Source organism: Azorhizobium oxalatiphilum (assembly GCF_014635325.1).
GTDB classification, from domain to species: Bacteria; Pseudomonadota; Alphaproteobacteria; order Rhizobiales; family Xanthobacteraceae; genus Azorhizobium; species Azorhizobium oxalatiphilum.
The window spans coordinates 325,782-348,226 of sequence record NZ_BMCT01000003.1 but is presented as its reverse complement, the minus strand read 5'-3'; the positions used below and the strand labels follow the sequence as shown (position 1 = coordinate 348,226).

Annotated in this window: 23 protein-coding genes and 1 tRNA gene; 11 read left to right on the top strand and 13 right to left on the bottom strand. The window is 66.8% G+C overall.

The features are described 5' to 3' along the window. The first annotated feature begins 119 nt into the window (after positions 1–119). From IEW24_RS13595 to IEW24_RS13560, 8 genes are all read left to right on the top strand, one after another. Positions 120–362, top strand: coding sequence for a type II toxin-antitoxin system Phd/YefM family antitoxin (locus tag IEW24_RS13595; protein ID WP_188579396.1), 243 nt, complete (start codon positions 120–122; stop codon positions 360–362). Continuing rightward, positions 363–830 (top strand): type II toxin-antitoxin system VapC family toxin, encoded by a 468-nt coding sequence (locus IEW24_RS13590; RefSeq protein ID WP_188579394.1) that lies wholly within the window; start codon positions 363–365, stop codon positions 828–830. A gap of 124 nt (positions 831–954) precedes the next feature. Further along, entirely contained in the window at positions 955–1,470 is a 516-nt protein-coding gene (locus tag IEW24_RS28640) for a GNAT family N-acetyltransferase (RefSeq protein WP_244644377.1), read from the top strand. Positions 1,471–2,184: 714 nt separating this feature from the next. Continuing rightward, positions 2,185–2,427: a hypothetical protein gene (locus IEW24_RS13580; protein WP_188579390.1), complete on the top strand. Its 243-nt coding sequence runs from the start codon at positions 2,185–2,187 to the stop codon at positions 2,425–2,427. Between the two features lie 553 nt (positions 2,428–2,980). Then, entirely contained in the window at positions 2,981–4,534 is a 1,554-nt protein-coding gene (locus IEW24_RS13575; protein WP_188579388.1) for a TerC family protein, read from the top strand. A 123-nt stretch (positions 4,535–4,657) separates the two neighbouring features. Then, on the top strand, positions 4,658–5,587 hold the full coding sequence (locus IEW24_RS13570; protein ID WP_188579386.1) for a glutaminase: 930 nt from the start codon (positions 4,658–4,660) through the stop codon (positions 5,585–5,587). A 272-nt stretch (positions 5,588–5,859) separates the two neighbouring features. After that, entirely contained in the window at positions 5,860–7,374 is a 1,515-nt protein-coding gene (locus IEW24_RS13565) for a GGDEF domain-containing protein (RefSeq protein ID WP_188579384.1), read from the top strand. A gap of 2 nt (positions 7,375–7,376) precedes the next feature. After that, on the top strand, positions 7,377–9,005 hold the full coding sequence (locus IEW24_RS13560) for a putative bifunctional diguanylate cyclase/phosphodiesterase (RefSeq protein WP_188579382.1): 1,629 nt from the start codon (positions 7,377–7,379) through the stop codon (positions 9,003–9,005). 408 nt (positions 9,006–9,413) lie between these two features. Here IEW24_RS13560 and IEW24_RS13555 read toward each other — a convergent pair whose 3' ends face one another. The 7 genes from IEW24_RS13555 to IEW24_RS13525 all read right to left on the bottom strand — a co-directional run bounded on the left by IEW24_RS13555 (position 9,414) and on the right by IEW24_RS13525 (position 13,814). Beyond that, positions 9,414–9,941 carry a GNAT family N-acetyltransferase gene (locus IEW24_RS13555; RefSeq protein WP_188579380.1) on the bottom strand — a complete coding sequence of 176 codons (528 nt, stop codon included), beginning with the start codon at positions 9,939–9,941 and terminating at the stop codon, positions 9,414–9,416. A 53-nt stretch (positions 9,942–9,994) separates the two neighbouring features. After that, on the bottom strand, positions 9,995–10,600 hold the full coding sequence (locus IEW24_RS13550; protein WP_188579378.1) for a phage tail protein: 606 nt from the start codon (positions 10,598–10,600) through the stop codon (positions 9,995–9,997). Between the two features lie 43 nt (positions 10,601–10,643). Next, positions 10,644–11,180: a phage tail protein gene (locus IEW24_RS13545; protein WP_188579376.1), complete on the bottom strand. Its 537-nt coding sequence runs from the start codon at positions 11,178–11,180 to the stop codon at positions 10,644–10,646. Positions 11,181–11,354: 174 nt separating this feature from the next. Further along, positions 11,355–11,900, bottom strand: coding sequence for a phage tail protein (locus tag IEW24_RS13540; RefSeq protein ID WP_188579374.1), 546 nt, complete (start codon positions 11,898–11,900; stop codon positions 11,355–11,357). Between the two features lie 62 nt (positions 11,901–11,962). Beyond that, a complete protein-coding gene (locus tag IEW24_RS13535; RefSeq protein WP_188579372.1) occupies positions 11,963–12,511 on the bottom strand; it encodes a phage tail protein in 549 nt (182 codons plus the stop codon). Positions 12,512–12,585: 74 nt separating this feature from the next. Continuing rightward, positions 12,586–13,122, bottom strand: coding sequence for a phage tail protein (locus IEW24_RS13530; protein ID WP_188579369.1), 537 nt, complete (start codon positions 13,120–13,122; stop codon positions 12,586–12,588). Between the two features lie 179 nt (positions 13,123–13,301). Further along, positions 13,302–13,814, bottom strand: a complete 513-nt coding sequence (locus IEW24_RS13525; protein WP_188579367.1) for a phage tail protein — start codon at positions 13,812–13,814, stop codon at positions 13,302–13,304. A gap of 957 nt (positions 13,815–14,771) precedes the next feature. Between IEW24_RS13525 and IEW24_RS13520 the strand changes: the two genes are divergently transcribed. After that, positions 14,772–15,902 carry a serine hydrolase domain-containing protein gene (locus tag IEW24_RS13520; RefSeq protein WP_188579365.1) on the top strand — a complete coding sequence of 377 codons (1,131 nt, stop codon included), beginning with the start codon at positions 14,772–14,774 and terminating at the stop codon, positions 15,900–15,902. 77 nt (positions 15,903–15,979) lie between these two features. Further along, the gene (locus IEW24_RS13515) at positions 15,980–16,357 is read left to right on the top strand and encodes a TM2 domain-containing protein (protein ID WP_188579364.1); all 378 of its coding nucleotides are present in this window, start codon (positions 15,980–15,982) and stop codon (positions 16,355–16,357) included. An 88-nt stretch (positions 16,358–16,445) separates the two neighbouring features. On the opposite strand, the gene IEW24_RS13510 is transcribed toward IEW24_RS13515, so the two are convergent. Together IEW24_RS13510 and IEW24_RS13505 are read right to left on the bottom strand one after the other, a co-directional pair. Then, positions 16,446–16,715 carry a hypothetical protein gene (locus IEW24_RS13510; RefSeq protein ID WP_188579363.1) on the bottom strand — a complete coding sequence of 90 codons (270 nt, stop codon included), beginning with the start codon at positions 16,713–16,715 and terminating at the stop codon, positions 16,446–16,448. Between the two features lie 578 nt (positions 16,716–17,293). Next, positions 17,294–17,527, bottom strand: coding sequence for a hypothetical protein (locus tag IEW24_RS13505; RefSeq protein WP_188579360.1), 234 nt, complete (start codon positions 17,525–17,527; stop codon positions 17,294–17,296). Positions 17,528–18,111: 584 nt separating this feature from the next. On the opposite strand from IEW24_RS13505, the gene IEW24_RS13500 reads away from it, so the two are divergent. Next, positions 18,112–18,396 carry a Nif11 family protein gene (locus IEW24_RS13500; protein WP_188579358.1) on the top strand — a complete coding sequence of 95 codons (285 nt, stop codon included), beginning with the start codon at positions 18,112–18,114 and terminating at the stop codon, positions 18,394–18,396. A gap of 293 nt (positions 18,397–18,689) precedes the next feature. Here the strand turns inward: IEW24_RS13500 and IEW24_RS13495 are convergent. The 4 genes from IEW24_RS13495 to IEW24_RS13480 all read right to left on the bottom strand — a co-directional run bounded on the left by IEW24_RS13495 (position 18,690) and on the right by IEW24_RS13480 (position 22,202). Next, positions 18,690–18,765 (bottom strand) — tRNA-Lys (locus tag IEW24_RS13495). 277 nt (positions 18,766–19,042) lie between these two features. Next, a complete protein-coding gene (locus IEW24_RS13490) occupies positions 19,043–20,542 on the bottom strand; it encodes a tripartite tricarboxylate transporter permease (RefSeq protein WP_188579356.1) in 1,500 nt (499 codons plus the stop codon). A gap of 10 nt (positions 20,543–20,552) precedes the next feature. Then, positions 20,553–21,014, bottom strand: a complete 462-nt coding sequence (locus tag IEW24_RS13485) for a tripartite tricarboxylate transporter TctB family protein (protein ID WP_188579354.1) — start codon at positions 21,012–21,014, stop codon at positions 20,553–20,555. Positions 21,015–21,191: 177 nt separating this feature from the next. Further along, a complete protein-coding gene (locus tag IEW24_RS13480; protein ID WP_188579353.1) occupies positions 21,192–22,202 on the bottom strand; it encodes a tripartite tricarboxylate transporter substrate-binding protein in 1,011 nt (336 codons plus the stop codon). Positions 22,203–22,445 lie beyond the last annotated feature (243 nt).

The following is a 22,445-nucleotide window of genomic DNA, read 5'->3' as shown; positions in this document are numbered from 1 at the left end:
GAAGGCGCGGGCGCCTATTGTAGTTCCCTGTAGTCACGCCGCGTGCGCGCATTGCGCGGCGGACGGCATCGCCTGCCGGCAGGCGATGCCGTACGGCCGGGAAACTGCGGGAGGAAACCATGGACGAGATGCAGCTCCGGGCCGCCAAGGCCCAGCTCTCCCACGTCATCGACCGGGCGGTTGCCGGCGAGGCCGTTGCCATTACCCGCAACGGCAGGCGCGAGGCCGTCGTCCTGTCATGGGAGGCCTATGACCGGCTGGCCAAGGCCGTCCCCTCCTTCGGCTGGCTGCTCACGCACCCGCCCGCAAGCATCGACCTCTACGAGCGAGATACGTCACCCGCGCGCGACATCGAGCTTTGAATGACCGGGCACGAGCCTCAGGGCTATCTGCTCGACACTGACGTCATCTCCCATTTCACGCCCGGCCGCGCCCTGCCCGCCGGCACGCCTGCGGACCTGCCCGGCTGGTTCGCGCACCAGTCCGAGCGGCTCTGGCTTTCCGGCATATCGCTGGCGGAGATCCGGGCGGGCATCGAACGCGCACGGCATACGGGACAGCCGGCCAAGGCCGCCATGCTGGATGGCTGGATCGCCTCCCTCATTCTCGCCTATGGCGCCCGCATTCTGGCGCTGGATATCGCAGCAGCCCATCACACGGGCCTGCTGATCGACCGCGCAAGACGCGGCGGCCTCCCGGCCGGCTTTGCCGATCTCGCCATTGCCGGAACGGCGGCGGCTCATGGCCTCACGGTGCTGACCCGCAATGTGCGCCATTATGCGCCGCTCGGGGTGGCGTTTCACAACCCGTTCGAGAGCCTCCCGACCTAAGGACGGCGCGTTCGGAACCGCGTTGAGCACCTGCTCGCCGGGGACATCGTCCGGCCGGGCTCTCGACACGGCCTCCCTCTTCCCCGATCCTGAGCTGAGGCTTGAGCGATCGGGAGACAGGCGCGTGCGTATCACAAGGCTCGACGGCGCGGCGGCGGTGGCCGCCATTCCCGCTCTGAGCGACATTCTGCTGGATTGCGTGGCAGGCGGGGCCTCGGTGAGCTTCATGCAGGACATGACGCGGGCCGAGGCGGAGGCCTTCTGGCGCCGCATCGCGGACGATGTGGCGCAGGGTGGCCGGGCGCTGCTGGTGGCCGAGCAGGACGGACGTGCGCTGGGCACGGTGCAGGTCATCCTCGACACGCCGCCCAACCAGCCGCACCGGGGCGAGATCGCCAAGATGCTGGTGCACCGCGACGGGCGGCAGCAGGGGATGGGCGCAGCCCTCATGCGCGCCGCCGAGGACACCGCGCGGCAGGAGGGGCGCACGCTGTTGACCCTCGACACAGTACCGGACGAGGCCGGCTTCCGGCTCTACGCCCGGTTGGGCTGGAGCAGCGCCGGCGTGGTGCCCGGCTATGCGCTGTGGCCGGACGGGCGGCCGTGCGACACGCTCTACATGTGGAAGCAGTTGTCTTAAGCGTTCCGCCCGCTCCCCCCTTGCGGATCGCTGAACGCGCCCCATCTATCTCCCAACAGCCACGTGTGGCAGCCGCCCCGGGGACACGCGCACCGCAACGTTCGCGTCTTGTAAAATGTCCCCTCGCAAGGTCCGCGCAATGCTGGGCCTTTAGGTCTGATGACAGGGCGGTTGGCGGAATTCGGACGGATGTACTCCGGTTCCGCCACGCTTTCGGATGGCGTCCCGACCCATCGAGCCGCGTGCAGCCTGAGCGCTGCCGGTTCGGTCCTCCGCCTCTCCCCATCGGGAAGACGCGGAAGCGGGATTGCCGCCCGTTCACACGATCGGCGCGGCGGGAGACGGACGGATGTAATCCGATCCCGCCCGCGCCCTCGGCTGCCCCTTTTCCTTTTTGCCTGAGCCGCCGATTGGCTGAGCCGCCAATCCCGCGGCCCGTCGTCGTTGCCGGGGCCTCTCATCCCCGTGCGCAGGCATCCGCGACCTCGCGCCGCACCTGACACCGCCCAGTTCCTGCTGACGCTCTCGTGATCGCGCGCGAATGGCGCAGGCCCGCCATTTTGCCGGCGCGGGATCGACGGGCGAGGCCGCACAGCCGGATTATTTCGCCCCGCACGCCTCCAAAAAACCAAACCGCCTCCCCATCTTGTCCGAACGGCAGCGGGGATGTCTCCGCACGCCGCCAATTTGGAGAAGGAGACGATGAACCGCCTGATGACCATTTTCCGCGCCGTGGCTGCCCTTGTGGTCGCCGCCGTGGTGGCCGTACTGGTGTTCACCGTGCTTGGCAGCCTGCTGATGGCCGCCGGCATCGTCATTGCCGTCATGGTTGTGGGCGGCGGGCTGTATCTCCTGGTCTTCGGCCCCAAGGCCAACGTGCGCCGCTCCGGCCGCTACGAGGTCATCGACCTCACCGCCACCGACATCACCCCGCCGCGCAACCGCCGCGAGCCCTGATTTCGCAAGGGCCGGGGATCGCAGGCACGGGAGCTGCCGGGCATCACTGCCCGGCTAGCCAAGCGTAAGCTCAGCCATAAAGTTGGGCCACCAAGACTTGCCCCCCGCCGCCCGGCCTTGCTAGAAAGGCCCGGTGCAAAGGAGCCCGGCCGTGCCGGGGCAACAGGTTTCATGCCGGACGACGACGACAGTAGCAGCGACAGTCCCCGCCACCGAGCCGGGCTGGCACCTGCCTTGCCGTGCCAGCGAACCTCCCCCCTTCCGCATCATCGCAGTCTTTCGTGCCGGCGTCTTCGCCCGCGCCTGCGCGCTTGCGCGCGCCGGCTCCGGAGCGTGCGCATCGACGCGCCGGCACGCCTGACGCGTTCCCGTTTCCGTTCCCGTTCCCCTTCCCCTACCCCTTCCCCACGCCGCAGCCTCCTCATGACCCGCCCCGCCACCCGGCCGGGGCGCGCCCGAGAGCACGTCCGGACTGGATTGCAACGCAATCCCGGCCGGGAAACGGGCTCTCGTCATGCTCTAGCGCGCCCGACCGCCTGACAGGACAGCACCAATGGAATTCCTCGCGGATCCGAATATCTGGATCGGCCTCGTCACCCTCATCGTGCTCGAGGTGGTGCTGGGCATCGACAACCTCGTGTTCATCGCCATCCTGGTGGACAAGCTGCCGCCCCACCAGCGCAACCGGGCCCGCATCATCGGCCTGTCGCTGGCGCTGGGCATGCGCGTGCTGCTGCTGTTCTCGGTGTCCTGGCTGGTGCAGCTCACCAAGCCCCTGTTCAGCCTCGGCGGATGGGACTTCTCCGGTCGCGACCTGATCCTCATCGTCGGCGGCGCCTTCCTACTGGCCAAGGGCACAATGGAGCTGCACGAGCGGCTGGAAGGCGAGCACAAAACCGAAGAGAAGAACCCCGTCCATGCGGTGTTCTGGCAGGTGATCGCGCAGATCATCGTGCTCGATGCCGTGTTCTCGCTCGATAGCGTGATCACCGCGGTGGGCATGGTCAGCCAGCTGTGGGTGATGATCACCGCCGTCTGCGTGGCCATGGCGCTGATGATGCTGGCGTCGAAGCCGCTCATGGCCTTCGTGTCGCGCCACCCCACCGTGGTCATTCTCTGCCTCGGCTTCCTGCTGATGATCGGCTTCAGCCTGGTGGTGGAGGGCCTCGGCTATCACATCCCCAAGGGCTATCTGTACGCGGCCATCGCCTTCTCCATCCTCATCGAGGCGGCCAATCAGGTGGGCCGCCACAATCGCGAGAAGAGCTTCACCACCAACGATCTGCGCGCCCGCACCTCGGAAGCGGTGCTGCGCCTGCTCGGCGGACGGCGCGGCGAGGACAGCCTCGGCGACACCGTGGACGTGATCGGCGACCAGGTGGCGCAGGGCGCCGTGTTCGATCCGCAGGAGAAGGAGATGATCCGCGGCGTTCTCGATCTCGGCGAGCGCCCGGTGTCCTCCATCATGTCGCCGCGCAACGAGGTGGAATGGCTCGATCTCGACGACGATCCCGAAACCCTGCGCGCGGAAATCCGCAAGCTCAGCCACGGCCGCGTGGTGCTGGCGCGCGGACGGGTGGACGATTTCGTCGCCGTGGCGGTGGTGAAGGAACTGCTCAACGCCCTCATCGCGGGCAAGGACATCGACTGGGCCAAGGTCTCGCGCCAGCCGGTGATCGTGCATGAGAACACCAACGTGCTCAAGGTGATGGAACTGCTGCGCTCCTCCCCCGTGCAGATGGCCATGATCGTGGACGAACACGGCTCGCTGGAGGGCGTGGCCACCCCCACCGACATACTGGAAGCCATCGCCGGCGAGTTCCCCGATCTCGACGAGGAAGCCGCCGCCTTGCTGCGGCAGGAGGACGGCTCCTGGCTGGTGGACGGCTTCATCGACATCCGCCAGCTCTCCGGCGCCATCGACCGCGATCTGGTGGACGAGGCCCACCGCTTCTCCACGCTGGGCGGCTACATCCTCACCGAGCTGGGCCACCTGCCGGTGGCGGGCGAGGCGTTCGAGGCCGACGGGCTGAAGTTCGAGGTGCTGTCGCTGGACAAGCGCAGCGTCGGCAAGGTGCGCATCGCCCCGCTGGCCAGCGCGGCCTGAGCCCCCTTCGCAGCATCACCGAAGACGGTATAGTCGCGCCGCCGCGAGGAGCGGTGGCGCGACTTTAAGGGGACGCCTTCTCAAGAAGCATGGCGCGTCGGCGCCAGCACGAGGGGGACTGCGTTGCCCGATCTGACGTCCGTGGTCGAAGACATCGCCGCCGACCTGTCCACCCGCGTGGAGCGCGGACAGGTGGCCAGCTACATTCCCATGCTGGCGCAGGTACCCATCGGCCAGTTCGGCATCGCCGTCACCACCGCCGAGGGCGAGACCATCACCGCCGGCGATGCGGCAGTGCCCTTCTCCATCCAGAGCATCTCCAAGGTCTTCACGCTGACGCTGGCGCTGGGCAAGATCGGCGATGAACTCTGGGCGCGGGTGGGCAAGGAGCCCTCCGGCAACGCCTTCAATTCCATCGTTCAGCTGGAAGCCGAGCGTGGCATTCCGCGCAATCCCTTCATCAATGCGGGGGCCATCGTGGTGGCCGACGCCATGCTGGCCGGCGCGCAGCCGCGCGAGGCGCTGGGCGCCATCCTGCGCTTCCTGCGCTTCGTGGCCGATGACGAGACCATCACCATCGACGAGGCGGTGGCGCGCTCGGAGAAGGAAACCGGTTTCCGCAACACCGCGCTCGCCAATTACATGCGGGCGTTCGGCGTGATCCAGCACAATGTTGAACATGCGCTGGGCGTCTATTTTCACCAGTGCGCCATCGCCATGACCTGTCGCCAGTTGGCCATGGCGGGGCGCTACCTGGCCTTCTCCGGCCGCCTCTCGCCCTCGGGGCCGCGGGTGGTGGCGGCGGAGCGGGCGCGGCGGATTGCCGCGCTCATGCTTACGTGTGGTCACTATGATGGGTCTGGCGATTTCGCGTTCCGGGTCGGTCTGCCCGGCAAGAGCGGGGTGGGCGGCGGCATCCTGGCCATCGCGCCGGGCAAGGCGTCCGTCTCCGTCTGGTCTCCGGGGCTCGACCGGCACGGCAATTCGGTGCTCGGTTCCCTGGCCCTGGAGCGGCTCGCCAAGGCCATGCGCTGGTCGGTATTCGCCGGCTGAACCATGCCGGGAGCGGCCCACCGGCTACAACCCGGAACGCAAGGTCCGGACAAGCCAATTGCCCCACTTTCTGAAAACTTACCTCCGCAGTGGCGTCCGGCCTCGGCCGGCGTCATCCGTCACGGTTGACCAGGGCCGGATCGGGCCGGGTTTCTTCCCCCCGATCCTTCACTCCGCCTTCACGGCGGACGCCCCCTCTGGCAGCCGCGCCGGACAACGAAAGGGGACGACAGGGGAGACGCGAGCGCCATGACAGGACGGCGGAGGACAGATTGAAGCGCGCGATCAGGGTTTCCAGACGCCTCGGATTGCTGGTGGCATTGGCCGCCATAGCGATTCTGGGCGCGGTCGGAATCACTCTGTACCAATCCTATGAGGACGCCAGCGCCGCCGCCTCGCGCATGGCGCACAACACGCTCCTGTTCATGGAGCGTGAAGTGCTCGACATGTTCGGCGACATCGACGCCGAGCTGCGCGGACTGGACGACGCCTTCGCGCAGCCCGCCATCCGTGCATTGCCGCCCGCCGATCTCGAACGCCTGTTCCGCCAGCGCTCCACCGGCGGGCTCGCCCTCGCCGACGCCGAGGGCGCGGTGGAATTCTCCGCCTCCAACGATTTCCCCCGCGCCGCCAATGTTGCGGGCCGCGCCCTCTTCACCAGCCAGCGCGCCGCACCGGGCAAGGGCCTCTATGTGACGCGTCCCTTCGCCGGTGCAGACGGCAAGGTGGCGGTCGCGGTCAGCCGCGCGCGCCTCGACGCCGACGGCGGCTTCGTCGGCATCTCCATTGGCGTGCTGCCGCTGTCCGCGCTGCATGAGATCATGGCCGCGGCCCAGCTCGGCAGCGACGGCAAGATCAGCCTCTATCGCAACGACGGCATCCTGCTGGCCCGCACCGCCTTTCCTGGCACCACCGGCGCCGATCTGATCATGCCGGTCAGCGGCCCCAACGGCATGCCGCCCACTCCCGATCCGCTCGCCCGCCACTTCCGTCAGGCCTCCGGCAGCTTCGATGCCATCGGACCGGTGGACGGCCTCGACCGCAGATATGTCTATACCGAGGTACCCAACCTGCCCTTGGTGGTGTCGGTGTCCCTCAGCATGCGAGAGATCTACGAAAGCTGGAGCGCGCGGGCAGCCTATCTCGCGGTGGTGACGGGCCTGTCCTGCGTGGCGATCGTGACGCTGACCCTGCTGTTCCGCCGGGAACTGCTCCGCCGGGCGCGCGCGGAAGGCCAGCTGGCCGAGCTGGCCACCGTGGACAGCCTGACCGGCATCGCCAACCGGCGCCGGTTCGACGAGCGCCTGTCGCAGGAATGGCGCCGCTCCGGCCGCACCGGCCATCCCATCGGCCTCGTCATGATCGACGTGGACAACTTCAAGGCGTTCAACGACAAGCACGGCCACTGGCTGGGCGACGATCTGCTGATCCATATCGCCGGCGCCATTTCCGGCGCCCTTCGTCGCCCCGGCGACATGGTGGCCCGCTATGGCGGCGAGGAATTCGCCATCATCCTGCCGGAGACGCCGCAGGAAGGCGTGCAGCGCATCGCCGAGCATGTGCGCAAGGCGGTGGCCGCCACCGGCATCGAGGACGCCACCGGCCGCGTGGTCGGCACCACCGCCAGCCTCGGCGCCACCTCCATGAAGCCCCCGCCGGGGGCCGATCTCGCCCAACTGGTGCAGCTGGCCGACGCCGCGCTCTACCGGGCCAAGAAGGGCGGCCGCAACACCGTGATCATGGCGCCCACCGCCGATGATCAAAGACCCGTGGCGGAGGCATCCTGAGCATGCCGACGAACACGCAGGCACAGACGCGCAGACGGGATAGCCGGGCGAACAGCTCGGCTCCCCTCGTCACGCCCATTTCTGTCCTGCTGACGTTGCTCGCCACGCTGCTGATCATGGGCATCACCTCCACCTCCTGGGAGTTCATCTTCCAGGAGAAGCTGCTGCCCAGCTTCGGCTTCTCCCTCGGCGGCGGCGCGTCCGACGCCATGGGCCGCTGGCGCTTCATCTTCACCGCCGTCATCTTCGCCACCCTCAGCCAGATCGGCCCGGCGCTGCTGCTGTTCCGCCTCATGCGGCGGCTCGACAAGGCGCGGGTGCAGGTGATCAAGGCCCGCGAGGAGGCCGAGGCGCTGGCCCGGCACGACCCGCTGACCGGCCTCGCCAACCGCCGCATCATGCGCGAGACCCTGCGCAAGCGCCTGAACGCCGCCGGCGCCTCGGGCCAGCAGACCGCGCTGCTGATGATCGACATCGACCGCTTCCGCGCGGTCTCGAACCTGCACGGCCATCAGGTGTCCGATCTGGTGCTGGTGGAGGTGGCCCAGCGCATCAAGGCCAGTTTGCCGACGGACACGGTGATCGCGCGCCTGGGCGGCGAGGAATTCGTGGCCGTGCTGTCCCGCCCGGCCACCACCGAGGCGCTGGGCAAGATGGCCCATCAGGTCATCCTCAAGCTCTCCGCGCCCTACCAGATGAACGGGCTCGACGCCCGGCTCGGCGCCACCATCGGCATCGCCGTCTCGCCCGACAACGGCACCGACGAGCATGAGCTGATGCGCTCGGCCGAAGCCGCGCTCTATCGCGCCAAGGCCAATCCGGGCACCTACCGCTTCTTCGAGCACGCCATGGACCGCGAGCTGAAGCAGACGCTGCGCCTCCAGCGCGACCTGCATGCGGCCATCGCCTCCGGCGCCATCGTGCCCTTCTACCAGCCCCTCGTGCGCCTCTCCGACGGGCAGGTGGCGGGCTTCGAGGTGCTGGCGCGCTGGAACCACCCGATCCGCGGCCACATCGCGCCCGACGCCTTCATTCCGGTGGCCGAGGAAGCCGGCCTCATCGGCCAGCTCACCACGCTGATCCTGCGGCAGGCGTGCCTCGACGCCTCGAAGTGGCCGCAGCACCTGAAGCTGTCGGTGAACCTCTCGCCGGTGCAACTGAAGGACACGTCCCTGCCCGACCAGATCTTCCGCACCCTGCGCTCGGCGGGCTTCCCGACCCAGCGGCTGGAGGTGGAGATCACCGAGAGCGGCCTCGTCAACGACGTGAACACCGCCAAGACCATCCTCTCCACCTTCCGCACCTCGGGCATCGACGTGGCGCTGGACGATTTCGGCACTGGCTATTCCAGCCTGCAGAACCTGCGCAGCTTCCCCGTGACCAAGCTGAAGATCGACAAGTCCTTCGTGCGGGCCATGAAGACCGATCCGCAGTCCAAGAGCCTCGTGGTGGGCATCCTCGCCATGAGCCGCTCGCTGGGCATCCTGACCACGGCGGAAGGCATCGAGGAGGCGTCCGAGGGCGTGTGGCTGCAATCCATCGGCTGCGACTACGGCCAGGGCTATTGCTACGCCAAGCCCATGCGCGGCGACGAGGTTCCGGCCTATCTGGGCGGCGCCAAGGCTGCGTGAGTGTCCGTCCCGAGCGGGCCGGTACCGGCAACGCCCTTGCCGGAGCGGGTTCACCGTCCTTCAGGATAAGAGAGCGATCCCGGAGCCTGTCCGCCCTCGGAGCGCGGGCGCGAAGGGCACCTCGCAGCGGCGGCCATCCCGCGTGATGCCCAACGGCGCCGGGCAGCACCAGCCCGCTGCCGAAGCTCAGAATGACAAGACAGGTTCCCGCCGCGACCTGTATCCATGGCCAGCGCCAGCCCGCCTCCGGATTGGCAAGCCCGTGCCCCGCGAGGCCCGTCATGCGCTTCAGGCACGCACGGCCTGAGCAGGCACTCATGTGGACTGCCGGACGGCTGCGGCCTTCAGGAGGTGGGCCCCGACATCCGGCGCCCTTCCCGTTTCACGGCATCCGCCGCACTGCTCGCTTCACGGCATCCGCCGCATGGCGCGGCGCTGGCCCTCGGCCGGGCCGCAATCCTCGAAGCCGAGGCGCTGGTAGAAGGGAATGGCGCGCGAGCCCACCAGAACCACCAGCGTAACCGGGCGCCGCCCCGCCGCCGCAATGACACCGCGCAGCAGGGCGCTGCCGATGCCGCGATCCTGCAGGCGATCGCGCACGGCGATGTCGATCACATGCGCCCGTTCCGCCTCGAAGCTGACCGCGAGCCGGCCCGCCGGCTTGCCGTTGCGCTCCAGAATGAGGAAATCCGCCTGCGGGAACACCCGCGCATAATGGGCGAACTGCAAGCGGAACTGGTCATCGAGGAAAGCGTCTTTCAGCGCCTCGGGCCAGGGCGTGCGCATCATCTCTTCCCACCGCCCCTCACCGAACAGCACGCGCAGGAAGGGCTTGTCCTCCAGCTCCTGCGGCCGCAGGGCGAAGCCGTCCGGCAGGCTCGCCGCCACGGCCATGCCGTCCGGCGACAGGACATTGGTGGGGCAACAGGCGTTCATGTCGTCATGTGCCTTGCCGTGTCCGGCGGGCGCGGCGCGCGGGCATGCACGCCTCACTCCCGGCCATACCATACGCCCTTATGGCAAATGCAGGCATTGAGGATTTGATAGGGCTGTATGTTGTCATGGGGCAAGACGCCTCCGTTGGCGGCGCCCCCCGCCACGCTGACCGCCGATGGATGAAGGCTGATGTCCGGCGTACCGTCGTGGCTGAAGGCCGGCAGGACGTCATTGTTCGAAAACGCGATGGAGCCCGGCACGCTGAGGGCGCTCGGCGCGCTGCTCTTCTGGTTGAAATTCTTCGTGCCTCCCGGCCGGATCATCTGGTGGGTATGCGATGGCGGGTGGGTGGCGTCGAGCGTCGCCGTTGGGGCGCCGGAAATGCCACCCAGCCGCCCCATGGTAGCGCTGCCGGGGCTAAACCCCACCGCGGCGTAGCCGCGCAGGTCCGGAACCGCGAAGTTCGACGTGCCATCGCCGCCGTATCTGAAACCGATGACCGAGTAGAGCAGCGTATAATCGCGAACGGACAGCAACCGCCCGTCGCAGGGGACCCAGTAGATGTCGGCATAGCCAAAAGCGAACCAGCGGACCTCCCCGATGATGAGGCTGTTCCCCACATCGGTCGTGTCAATACCGTCATCCTCGTTCACAGCCATTCCATGCTCCTGCCTGCTGCGCGCACCGGGATCGCCTCGCCCGTCAGGTGGCTTGCGGCATGAGGCCGCCCGAGATGCAGATGATGTAGTTCAGCGCCATCGCCGGCATGAGATTGTCATGGCCGGGCCCCTGCGCCGCGCTGCCGATGGACAGGGTCGAGAACTCGGCATCGCCGACGCCCTCGTCCATGGTGTTGTAGACATGGGCCTCCGACACCGTGCTGCCCAGCATCACATTGTCTTCGGTGGGGGTGGCCAGACTGGCCGGCGTGGTGGTCGCCGCGAGCCGATGGGTGTGGGCGGGCAGATGCGTCGCCTCCAGGATGACGGTCTCCGCGCCACCGCTCTGGCCGAGCGCATAAGCCTCGGTGCCCGGCCGCTGCCCTCTGCCGATGGGCAGCCTGCCCCGCATGTCCGGCAAGGCGAACGTGGTCCTGCCGTCGCCGCCATAATAGGAGCCGACCAGACCATAGAGCGCTTCATTGCCTTTTGTGGGAAGCACCTGCCCGTTGCAGAGGGCCCAGCCCTTGGGGGCGTAATCGCCGGCGGTGAGGCGGATTTCGCCCAGATATGGATTCATTCACAAACTCCTTCCTCTAGAGAATGTCCGGCTTTGATTGCTTCGCAATCCAAGACGAAAGACATTCTCTATCCATGAGTTGGAGTGTTTCTGTGTGTCCATGAAACACGGAAACGCTCCAGCCTCCCGCGGCGGCCGAAGCCGGAAGGCCCGGCACCATCCCACGCCCGGTTTTCAGGGCCGCACGGGAAAGACGCCGCCAAAAGCGATAAGGTAGTTCAGCACCACATAGGGCTGCATATTGGTGTGCCCCGTGCCGTCGCCGGTGGACCTCAGGCAGCCCTCGTAGATGGGCACGATCCCGGCGGGCGTGGCGGGCGCGGCATAGAGCGGGACGTTGGGCGTGTTCGCCGGCGCCGGCGGGCTCGTGGTCGCCGGGGGCGCCGCATAGAAATTTCCCCCCACGCCGCCCTCGGTCGCCACCTTGCTGGAGACCAGCCAGGGATGGGTGTGGGACGGGATCTGATCCAGGGCGAGGGCCACCGTCTCGGTGCCGCCCGATTTGCTGAGTTCGGTCACGTCGCGCATGTTCACCGGCGTCCGTCCGCGCAGATCCGGCAGGCCGAACGTCTTGTCGCCGTCACCGCCGTACATGGACCCCAGCAAGGAGAACAGCGCCTTGTAATCAGCGACCGCCACGATCCGCCCATCGCAGGGCAGCCAGCCGGCCGGTATGATCGGGAACACCGCCAGCCGGATTTCACCCACATAGCAATTCATGACCTCTCCCTCGCCCGCCTTTCCCCGCAACCACCGGACATTCCCCCGGCAGCGCAAACGCCCTACGGCCGGACGGGAAAGACGCCGCTGGTGCAGATGAAGGCGTTGAGGACCTGGAAGGGCTGCATGTTGTCATGCGCGGCGCCGCCGCCCACCATGCTGACCGCCTCGAAATGCAGCGAGGTGTTTGGCGCGCCGGACTTGTCGAGGGCCGGAATAGTGCTGTTGTTCGAAATCGCCATGGAGCCCGGCGAGGAGGTGGAGGTCGGGCCGCTGAACTTCTGATTGAAATTCTTGCTGCCGCCCGGCCGGACCATCTGGTGGGTGTGGTTGGGCATGGTGCCGTAGGTCAGCGTCGTGTTCTCGGAGCCGATCTGCTTGCCCTGCGGCATGGGATAGATGCCGCTCCGCATATCCGCGCCGGGAATGGCCAGGCCTTTGAGGCTCGGCAGCTTGAAGGTGACATTGGTCTTGCCGCCATAGGTGTTGCCGATGACCGCATAAAGGGCCTGATTGGCGACAACCTGCACTTCCCTGCCGTCGCACGGCATCCAGTCGATGATCTCGAAATTGAAAGCGAACCAGCGGATCTCGCCGACGAAAGCGTCCATCTTCCTCTCCTCCGCCCGTCAGGCATGTGTCTTGCGTTGCAGAAAATGATCCCGTGCTCGTCTTGCGCGTCTGCTCACCCGAAATCCGGGTAAATGCCCCCCAGGCAGATAATGTAGGTCATGGGCATGCAGGGCATGATGTTCTCATGAGCCGCACCCGCCCCGGCCCCATCGATCGACAGCGGGGAGAAGGCGGCATCGCCCGTTCCCGGCTTGGTGAGGTCGTTATAGGTGTGAATGGTGGCATTGGTCGTCGCCAGCATCGCCGACGGCCCCGGCACGGTGGAAATGGCCGGCTCGGTGGTGGCCGAGATCGCATGGGTGTGCGGCGGCAGGTGCTTGGTTTGGAGCGCCACGAGGGAATTGCCGCCGCTGGTGGCGTGGGCATAGGCGGGGTTATTGGGCCGCTGCCCCATGTCAACGGGCAGGCGGCCCCGCAGATCCGGCAAAGCGAACGTGGATACACCGTTTCCGCCGAAGGCGGTGCCGATCAGCGAGTACAGCACCTGATAGGTGCCGATCGACAGCAGACTTCCGTCGCAGATGTGCCAGCCCTCGGGCGCGAAGGTAAACGAGGTGGGGCGGATTTCACCGCAGTAGGCATTCGACATGGACGGCTCCTGATTTCGGTCGGATGACAGCCAGGCGATCCGGTCGGCAAACGGCTTGCGATCCCGATATCTTTAGCTGACCATCTGATCAGCCTGCTTCAATCCGACCCGGCCCAGTCTTGCAACGATGGAGAACGCTCTCAGGCCTGGATCGCAGCGCAATCGAAGCCGGACATGTTCTAGGGACGCGGGGGGTAGTAACCCACGGTGCAGATGATGTATTGCAGCACCAGATAGGGCTGCATGTTGTCATGCGCCTCCCCGGAACCTGTGGGCTTGAGGCACTGGTCGGACATGACCGTCTTGCCACCTCCCGGCGGGGCATAGAGATTGCTCTGCGGCGCCGCCGTCGGCGCGGCATACCAGGCATCGGCGACCCCGCCCGTGGTGGCGGGCGAGGTGGAGACCAGCCAGGAATGGGTGTGGGCCGGGATCTGGCTCTCCTTGAGCACCACCGTGTCGGACCCGCCCGTGGTGCCGAGGGCATGGGTTCCCGACGGGGCGATGGGCACGCGGCCGCGCAGGTCCGGCAGGGCGAAGTCGGTGGTGCCGTTGCCGCCATAGGTGGTGCTGAGCAGCGCGAAGAGCGCCGAATACTGGGTGATCTTCAGCAGCCGCCCGTCGCACGGCATCCACTCCTTGGGCGTCCGCGCGAAGGCCACCAGACGGACTTCTCCGAGATATGCTTCCATCCGCTCCCCCTGCCTGTCTATGTGTTACCGGCACCTGAGCGTTAGCGGCACCTGCATGTCGTCGGTACAAGTGTCCCGGCGACACAAGTGCCCCATCCACACAAGCGCCCCGTCCACACAAGCACCCCGGCGATGCCCACGCCCCGCCCGCTCTGCCGGCCGCACGCAACGCACGACGGAGCAGCCGGGCACGGCACAGATGATCATGTGATCATCCGACGGGCGCGACACAGGGCATCCACGGCGCACCCGCGCGCGGTATCGTTCCGGCCATCCGGCATCGAACCGCTTGCGCAGGCGCGGCGGACGCGCCTCTCCCGGCACCGGCGACGTGTGGCCACCGGCTTCCGGAAGCATCAACAATCAAGACAACCCGGGATCTGTCCCGAGGGGTGAGCATGCAGAACGTGCAGAACCCGTTCAAAGAAGTGTTCGGCTTCGCCCGGCGAAGCACCAGATTCGCAATGTTGCTGAACGCTATCGCCCTACCTCATCTTGCGCAAGAGCATCAGCGCAGGATTTGTTCAGCCCTACATTTGAGCTTCGATGAACAGCTGATCGACAAAGGCAAAGGCCACGCTTCGGGCGCACGGCCGGGCCGCGCCGGCCCCCTGTTCGGCGGGCCATGCCCCTCTTCGGGTCGTGTTCAGGTGCTCGCCCGGATCGGGGGCGCGCCCATGCATTCCTGTCCGCGCCCACGTACCGACTGTTACTCTATGCTGATTCCATGATCACTTTTTGACACGCCCGCTCCCCACCCGCGCAAGACGGCTTCCCAGCGCGGCGGGAGTATGCTTGATCATCAGTCCCACTGGCGAAAGTGCACGCCGCCAGATATGGGTTGTATATTTTTATATATCATATTCATGGTTGCATCTATCTCAACAGGCCGCCACACGTTTCCGGCGGCGCAGCCCACGGGCGCGAACGCGCTCCTGACGGGCGGAGGGGGGTCTCATGAGCGATCCGCAATGGATCTTCGAGAACCAGTTCTATCTGGATAACGGCCAATGGCTGTCGATCCGCGAGCGCATGCTGCAGGTGGGCGTGCCCGCCGTCAGCGTCGCCTATGTGGGCGACAACCAGACACTCTGGCGCGCCGCCTATTTCCTGCCCGAGCCGGGCATGGGGCAAGCCATCTATCCCGATACGCCCTTCCAGGCCGCCTCCCTCAGCAAGCCGCACGCCGCCATCGGCGTGCAGGTGCTGTTCGCGCAGGACGGGCTCGATCTCTCGAGCCCCGTCATCGCGCACACCAGCTGGACGCCGCCCTGCCGCAGCTGCGCCACCCTCGACTGGTCAGCGGACGTGACCGTGCTGGAAACCCTCCAGCACAAGGGCGGCTTCATCGGCCGGGGCAACACCTATCCGCTGGATGCCTGCGCCAACTTCACCCCCGATGGCGGCGGCTTCGCCGGCTATGAGAATACGCCCGGCGTCCAGCTGCCCACGCTGGCCGAAATTCTGGCCGGCGCCCCGCCGGCCAATTCCCCGCCCATCGAGCTGACCGTCCCGCCCGGCACCTTCCATTATTCCGGCATGGGCTATGTGGTGATGATGCGCATGATGGAGGACATGACCGACACGCCGTTCGATGACTGGATGCGCGAGAACGTGCTGCTGCCCATGGGCATGTCCGGCTCCACCTACGCGCTGGGGCCGCCCGACTGGCTGCCCGCCGCCGCCGATGGGCAGGTCTCGCTGATGCAGTCCATTCCGGGCCTGCGCAATCTCTATCCGGAATCCGCCGCCGCCGGCCTCTACACCACCGCCGGCGATCTCTGCCAGACCGTCATCATGCTCAACAGCAAGGGCACGGTGGGCGGCCGGCAGATCCTCAGCACGGCGCAGGCCACCGCCATGCTGGAACAGCAGATCGGCATCTTCACCGCCGGCAATCCGGACGACAAGGGCTATATCTTCGATCACCTGGGCGAGAATTACGGCTTCACCGCCTACATGTGCGGCTATCCGAACCAGCAGGCCGGCTGGGCGGCGATGGTGAACCTGAACAATGCGGGCGACTTCTGCACCGAGGTGAGCAACGCGCTGATCCGCGCCTATTCCATCGACACCACACGCAGCTGAGGCTTGTGCACCCCCGCTTTACCTCTCGACTCCAGGCGTGAGCTTTGCAAGATTTCGCCTGGGGGATGGGGGAAAGCATGAGTCTCAGCGTACAGCAGCAAATCCTGATCGAGCAGCGCGTCACCAATGAAGCCAAGTCCACGGGCGTGGCCTATCTGCTCTGGTTCTTCCTCGGCGGGCTCGGCGCGCACCGCTTCTATCTCGGCCGCACCGGCAGCGCCGTCGCGCAGCTGGTGCTGTGCCTCATCGGCTGGATCACGGTAGCGATCGCCGTCGGCTTCTTCATCCTCGCCGGGCTCTATATCTGGGTGCTGGTGGATGCCTTCCTGATCCCCGGCATGATCCAGGGCCAGAAGGACGGCGTGCGCCAGCGCCTGACCATGGAAGCCATGCTGGCCAGCGGCGCCGCGCAGTCCGAGCGCCAGATCGCCGCGCCGCCACCGCTGATCAACTGATCACCCGGACATCCTGATACCCGCGGATGCCGCAGGCCGGTGCTCCGGCTGGCCTGCCGCCGGGCGCAGGTGAGTGCTGATCGCAGGCTCAGGACAGGCAGGGCGCCTCTTCGGGCAGGCCCGAGGTCACGCGCAGCAGCGTCTCCGCGGAGCTGAGCCCGGCCTCGGCGAATTCCCGCTGGTGCGGCTCCGTATGGCTCAGGGCGAGGATGGCCTCGCACTCCGTCTTCAGTTCGCCGGCCAGCGCGCGGATGGAGTGCAGCAGCTCCACCGTATCCGCGCCCGATCCCTCGAGGATGCGTGCCAGCGGCAGGCGGCTGAGCTTTGCGAAGTTCACGGCGATGACGTCGGCCGACATGAATGCCCCTTTCCTGCAGGCCACGCATGGAGCGTGATCGGCCCGGATGCCATCTCATCCGCACCGCAGCCCCCCTGCCGGGCCGTGCTGGAGAATGCCTTGCGGCTCTGCATGCGGAGTACCGCGCGCCGGACAAGCTCTACCGAAGGACGGGAGCGACGGCGTTGATCGACATCAGCTTTCTGCCACGGGTCCATCGGACGCCCAGCCGCGCCCGGAAGGGCACCGGTGCCGGACGGGGCGCGATTTCCTGTCCGGCTCCGGAGCGCTGCCGTGCTGCATGGACACACGAAAGCGCTGAGCCCCCTGATAGGGAACATCTCCGGTTTGGGTCCCCGGGCCATCCAGACCGGGCGATCCCGCACCCCATTGGAAAGGATGCCATCTACGCGGATGCAGGCCTTCGGGATCTGACGGGACTGCATGTTGTCATGGGCCTCATTGCCGCCCACGGCGCTCACCGCATCCAGATGTGGCGGCCGGTTCGGCGCGCCGGCCCGCAGCAGGCCGTCCCGTTCGGAATTGTCCTACAGCGCGATGGCGCCCGTGCCCGCCGGAGGCGACACGCTGCGCGCCTGTCAGGCGAGATCGTTCTCGCCCACCGGCGAAGGGGCATCGCCAATGCCGCCGCCCTGCCGCTCCTTCGGCTCCGCCGCCGTGCGGCGCTCCGTCCGCCGCCAGCCGGCGACGGGGGCCTCCGATGCGCCGCGCTTCAGCTTGCCCGGCCCATCCCGCGCCGGCAGGCGATCCGGTGGCGGCGTGCGGTCCGGTTCGATCTTCCTGGATGCGTCGGTCTTGCGTGCGTGGGGCATGGCGTCTCTCCTCTGGAGGCCTGCCTGTTGTGGGGCCTTGCGAAGGAAACGACCGCCGCAGGAGAATGTTGCATGTGCGCGCCGCGCCCACGGACTGGCAGCTTCGCGGGCATGCGCGCCAGACGCACGGCCGGCTGTCCGCAATCGCGCGACATCTCATGACTGGTGCGGGTCGATGTGCGATGGGCCGATGTTTCACCATCGGCCCGGCGGCCGACCTTGCCGGCAACGCATGGAAAAACCCCGCGCCGCCGCCGGAACGATGAGAGTGCCGGCATGGCATCGGGAGGAATGACAGCCGGACCGCGCGCTGCTGACGAGGTCAGTTCGTGCGCGCAGCGGCCCGGCCGGGGCCAGCAGAGGGGATGCGGGCCCGAGGCTTAAACGCACCAGCGCCGGAAATCGGCTCAGCTGACGGAGAGCGTCGCGGCACAGGCCTGTTTCAGGGCGGGATCAGTGCGTGGCACGCGCCCCGGCCAAGGCTCTGGAAGAGGGGAGATACGCGGCCGGCGCAATCCGTGACCTCGCCCGTTGATCACCGTGTCCGCTCGATTGCAACCTCGCGCCCCGGTAGCTGGAGTGAGATGATGACCCTAGAATTAGAGCGTTCGAGGAAGGCAGAAATTGCACGCCTGAAGGCTGACTTGAATATGGATCCGGCATTGAGGACCCGGTTCAGCGGGGCCACTCTCAGCAGCGCCGAAGAGGCTGTCAGCTTCCTTCAATCCTCAGGGTACCAGATCAGCGCATCCGATCTGACCGCAGATGTGCCGGCGAGGCCTGTGCCTCTGGACGACAAGGCGCTCGACGCCGTCGCGGGCGGCTTTTTCGGCTACCCGGCCGGCTTAATAGGGCAGCTGGTACGCTGATCGGCATCAGCAGCCCTGCTCTCCCGAGAGCGTGGCTGGAGTGTTGATGGAGAATGGTGTTCGGCTTGGATTGCGGAACAATCAAAGCCGAGCATGCTGTAGGCGATGGCGCGCCACTATCCAGCGGACGCGTCTCCCACGACGCGTCCAGGCGACGGCTCGCCGGGAACGGCATGCGAACACGCGATGCGAAGTCCGGAGCGCGAACGTCATCTGCAAACCGGATGACAAATCCGGCAGACCGTTCCGTCTTCTTTTATCGGGAAACACCAGCTAACCCATTGGAGGGAAAGTGGTGGGCGCACTAGGGCTCGAACCTAGGACCCGCTGATTAAGAGTCAGCTGCTCTACCAACTGAGCTATGCGCCCGCCGGGGAACGTTGTGTGTTCCCGTCTGGGAGCGCCCATGTAGCAAACACCCCCACGCGTGTCCAGCACCCCCCTCAGGAAAATGCGAAAGGCCGCGATTGGCTGTGGACAAGATGGCCGGCAAAGCAGTCGCCGCCCCCGCAGCACCGGCGGAAAAGCCCCGCCCGCAAACGAAAATCCCACGTTCCCAAACGAAAAATCCCTCCCCCCAAAAGAAAAACCGCCGGCGGGAGGCCCCGCCGGCGGCTGGAAACGTCGGGTGTCCCGAAAGGACGGCCTATTCCTTGAAGGCCTCCTCGCGACCTTTCTGCACCGAGGGCAGCAGCACCACCACCAGCGCGATGGCCGCCAGCAGCAGCAGGATGGCCGAGATCGGCCGGGTCACGAACACCATGGGATCGCCACGCGAGATCAGCATGGCCCGGCGCAGATATTCCTCCAGCATCGGGCCGATGACGAAGCCCAGCAGGAGCGGCGCCGGCTCGCAGTCCAGCTTCACCAGCGCGTAGCCGAGGATGCCGAACAGGGCCATGGTGTAGACGTCGAACGTGTTGTTGTTCACGCTGTACACGCCGATGCAGCAGAAGGCGATGATCGCCGGATACATGACGTGGTAGGGCACCGTGAGGAGCCGCACCCACAGCCCGATCAGCGGCAGGTTCAGCAGCACCAGCATGAAGTTGCCGACCCACATGGAGGCAATGACGCCCCAGAACAGGTCGGGCTTGTCCGTGACCACGTTCGGCCCCGGCGTGATGCCCTGGATGATGAGGGCGCCGATCATCAGCGCCATCACCGGGTTGGAGGGAATGCCCAGCGTGAGCATGGGAATGAAGGAGGTCTGCGCGCCGGCATTGTTGGCGCTCTCCGGCCCCGCCACGCCCTCGATGGCGCCCTTGCCGAAGCGGCGGGGCGTCTTCGAGATCTTCTTCTCGACGGAATAGGCGGCGAAGGACGACAGCATGGCGCCGCCGCCCGGCAGGATGCCGAGGAAGGAGCCGAGGACGGTGCCACGCACCACCGGACCGATGATGGCCTTGAAGTCCTCCTTGGAGAGCATCAGCCCCTTCACCTTGGCGGCCACCAGCGTGCGGTTGTGCTCATCCTCCAGGTTACGGATGATCTCCGAGAGGCCGAACATGCCCATGGCCAGCGCCACGAAGTCGAAGCCGTCAGCCAGTTCGTCCACGTTGAAGGTGAGGCGCGGCACGCCGGTGTAGATGTCCTGCCCCGAGAGGCCGAGCAGCAGGCCCAGCACGATCATGGCCAGCGCTTTGACCACCGAGCCCGAGGCCAAAGTCACCGAGGCGACGAGGCCGAGCACCATCAGGGCGAAATATTCCGGCGGACCGAACTTCAGCGCCAGCTCCGCCAGCGGCGGGGCGAACAGGGCCAGCAGGAAGGTGGCCACCGTGCCGGCGAAGAAGGAGCCGAGCGCGGCGGTGGCCAGCGCCGTGCCCGCCTTGCCCTGCTTGGCCATCTGGTGGCCGTCGATGGCTGTCACCACCGATGAGGATTCACCCGGCAGGTTGATGAGGATGGCGGTGGTGGAGCCGCCATATTGTGCGCCGTAATAGATGCCCGCCAGCATGATGAGGGCGGAGACCGGCGGCAGCCCGAAGGTGATGGGCAGCAGCATGGCGATGGTGGCGATGGGACCGAGGCCCGGCAGCACGCCGATCAGCGTGCCGAGCAGCGCCCCGGCGAAGCAATAGAACAGGTTCTGGAACGAGAGGGCGACGGAGAAGCCGAGGCCGAGATTGTCGAGAAGTTCCATCAATCCCTCCTCAGTAGCCGCCGAGCCACGGGCCGAGCAGCGGCAGCGGCAGGCCCAGGCCGAGAATGAACACGCCCCAGCAGAACACGACCATGACGGCGGTGATGGCGAGGGCGGTGAGCGGGCGGAACAGCGTGCTCGCCAGCGTCGAGGCGAAGACGGTGATGGCGAGCGTGGGCAGGAAGCCCAGCGGCCGCATGGCAAAGCCGAAGAACAGGGTCGCGCCGACGAGGATCACGAGCGCCCGCCACGCAAAGCCGGAGGGCGCCTCGCCGGGATAGCGCAGGCCGTTGATCAGCACGATCAGGCCGAGCAGGCCCATGACGACGGAGAGCACGAGCGGGAAATAGCCCGGCCCCATGCGCATGGCGCTGCCGATGGTGAGTTCCCGGGACTGCCACGCGAACAGCAGCGCTATGGCGATGAACAGCAGGCCCGAAATGACGTCCTTAGGATTGCGTACGAAACCCATGTCTACCCGTTCCCCGTTTCTCGGTTCTCGTTCTCGTTTTCGTGCTCGTTCTCGTGCCCGTTTTCAGGAGCTGCCGCAGCGAAACCTGCCGCAACAAGCCTTTACGCAAGACGCCGTGCCCCGCGCCGCGCTTGAGGCGCGGGGCGAGGCACGGTCGGTTCGAGAATGGATGGAGGCTCAGTCGGCGTAGACGCCGGCGGCCTCGATCACTGGCTTCCACTTGGCCACTTCGTCCGTGAGGAACTGCTTGTGGAACTCGGGGCTGCGGCGGTTCTTCGCCTCAGGCTCGGTGCCGAGATCGGCGAAGCGGGAGGCCACCTTGGGGTCATCCAGAGCCACGCCGAGCGCCTGATTGAGCTTGGCGACCACGTCCGCCGGGGTGCCCTTCGGCGCATAGAGGCCGTGCCAGATCGTGACCTCGAAATCCTTCAGCCCGCTCGCCTGCAGGGTGGGCAGGTCGGGCAGCGAGGGCACCTTGTCCTTGGTGGTGACTGCATAGGCCTTCACCTTGCCGCCCTTGATCTGGCCGGTGGTGTTGGTGGTCTGGTCGCACATCAGGTCGATCTGGCCGCCCACGAGGTCGTTCATGGCCGGGCCCGTGCCCTGATAGGGAACGGTGGTGAGCGGGGTGCCGGTCGCGGCCATGAACAGCATGCCGCACAGATGCGAGGCCGAGCCCACGCCGGCATTGCCGTACGTGACCTTCTCCTTGTTCGCCTTCACATAGGTGATGACGTCGGCGATGGTCTTGGGCTCGAAGCCGGGCTTGGCGATCAGCGTCATCGGCACCGGCGTGATGAGGCCGGCGGTCTCGAAGTCCGTCACCTTGTAGGGCAGCTTGCGATAGAGGCTGGGCGCGGTGGCCTGGCCGATATGGTGCAGCAGCAGGGTGTAGCCATCGGGCGTGGCCTTGGCCACCTGCCCGGCGCCGCGCGTGCCGCCGGCCCCGCCCACATTCTCGACGATGACCTGCTGGCCGAGCGTCTTGGTCATGGATTCAGCAACGAGGCGCGCCACCGTATCCGTGGGTCCACCAGCGGCGAACGGCACGATCACCGTAATGGGCCGGCTGGGAAAGGTCTGCGCATGAGCCCCGGCAGATGCCAGCGCGATCCCGACAACGACGACCGGGACGGCGGCAATGCCGCGGAACACGGCGCAGGCCGCACGGGTGGCTTTGGCGAACATCGTTTCCTCCTCTGTTCCCCTGTCGGGGAGATTCGTTGGCTCCCTTGGCGGGGAGAGGCCTCATTTCCCCAGCGGCAGGAAAACCTTCCGCAGGATGGGCCGGGTGGCGATTGGTTACGCCTTACTGACTGTTGAAAGGCGCGGCGAAGATTCCGTCAAGTCCTCCTTTCGTTAGGGCAGACCTTGCGGCACTGCGGCATAGCCATTCCAGCACCCGCGCGGGGTTGCGGGCGGCTGCCCCGC

Coding starts and splice junctions, on each gene's coding strand:
- IEW24_RS13595 (WP_188579396.1), top strand. CDS start 120: ATGGACGAGATGCAGCTCCGGGCCGCCAAGGCCCAGCTCTCCCACGTC.
- IEW24_RS13590 (WP_188579394.1), top strand. CDS start 363: ATGACCGGGCACGAGCCTCAGGGCTATCTGCTCGACACTGACGTCATC.
- IEW24_RS13580 (WP_188579390.1), top strand. CDS start 2,185: ATGACCATTTTCCGCGCCGTGGCTGCCCTTGTGGTCGCCGCCGTGGTG.
- IEW24_RS13575 (WP_188579388.1), top strand. CDS start 2,981: ATGGAATTCCTCGCGGATCCGAATATCTGGATCGGCCTCGTCACCCTC.
- IEW24_RS13560 (WP_188579382.1), top strand. CDS start 7,377: ATGCCGACGAACACGCAGGCACAGACGCGCAGACGGGATAGCCGGGCG.
- IEW24_RS13555 (WP_188579380.1), bottom strand. CDS start 9,941: ATGAACGCCTGTTGCCCCACCAATGTCCTGTCGCCGGACGGCATGGCC.
- IEW24_RS13550 (WP_188579378.1), bottom strand. CDS start 10,600: ATGGCTGTGAACGAGGATGACGGTATTGACACGACCGATGTGGGGAAC.
- IEW24_RS13545 (WP_188579376.1), bottom strand. CDS start 11,180: ATGAATCCATATCTGGGCGAAATCCGCCTCACCGCCGGCGATTACGCC.
- IEW24_RS13540 (WP_188579374.1), bottom strand. CDS start 11,900: ATGAATTGCTATGTGGGTGAAATCCGGCTGGCGGTGTTCCCGATCATA.
- IEW24_RS13535 (WP_188579372.1), bottom strand. CDS start 12,511: ATGGACGCTTTCGTCGGCGAGATCCGCTGGTTCGCTTTCAATTTCGAG.
- IEW24_RS13530 (WP_188579369.1), bottom strand. CDS start 13,122: ATGTCGAATGCCTACTGCGGTGAAATCCGCCCCACCTCGTTTACCTTC.
- IEW24_RS13525 (WP_188579367.1), bottom strand. CDS start 13,814: ATGGAAGCATATCTCGGAGAAGTCCGTCTGGTGGCCTTCGCGCGGACG.
- IEW24_RS13520 (WP_188579365.1), top strand. CDS start 14,772: ATGAGCGATCCGCAATGGATCTTCGAGAACCAGTTCTATCTGGATAAC.
- IEW24_RS13515 (WP_188579364.1), top strand. CDS start 15,980: ATGAGTCTCAGCGTACAGCAGCAAATCCTGATCGAGCAGCGCGTCACC.
- IEW24_RS13510 (WP_188579363.1), bottom strand. CDS start 16,715: ATGTCGGCCGACGTCATCGCCGTGAACTTCGCAAAGCTCAGCCGCCTG.
- IEW24_RS13505 (WP_188579360.1), bottom strand. CDS start 17,527: ATGCCCCACGCACGCAAGACCGACGCATCCAGGAAGATCGAACCGGAC.
- IEW24_RS13500 (WP_188579358.1), top strand. CDS start 18,112: ATGATGACCCTAGAATTAGAGCGTTCGAGGAAGGCAGAAATTGCACGC.
- IEW24_RS13490 (WP_188579356.1), bottom strand. CDS start 20,542: ATGGAACTTCTCGACAATCTCGGCCTCGGCTTCTCCGTCGCCCTCTCG.
- IEW24_RS13485 (WP_188579354.1), bottom strand. CDS start 21,014: ATGGGTTTCGTACGCAATCCTAAGGACGTCATTTCGGGCCTGCTGTTC.
- IEW24_RS13480 (WP_188579353.1), bottom strand. CDS start 22,202: ATGTTCGCCAAAGCCACCCGTGCGGCCTGCGCCGTGTTCCGCGGCATT.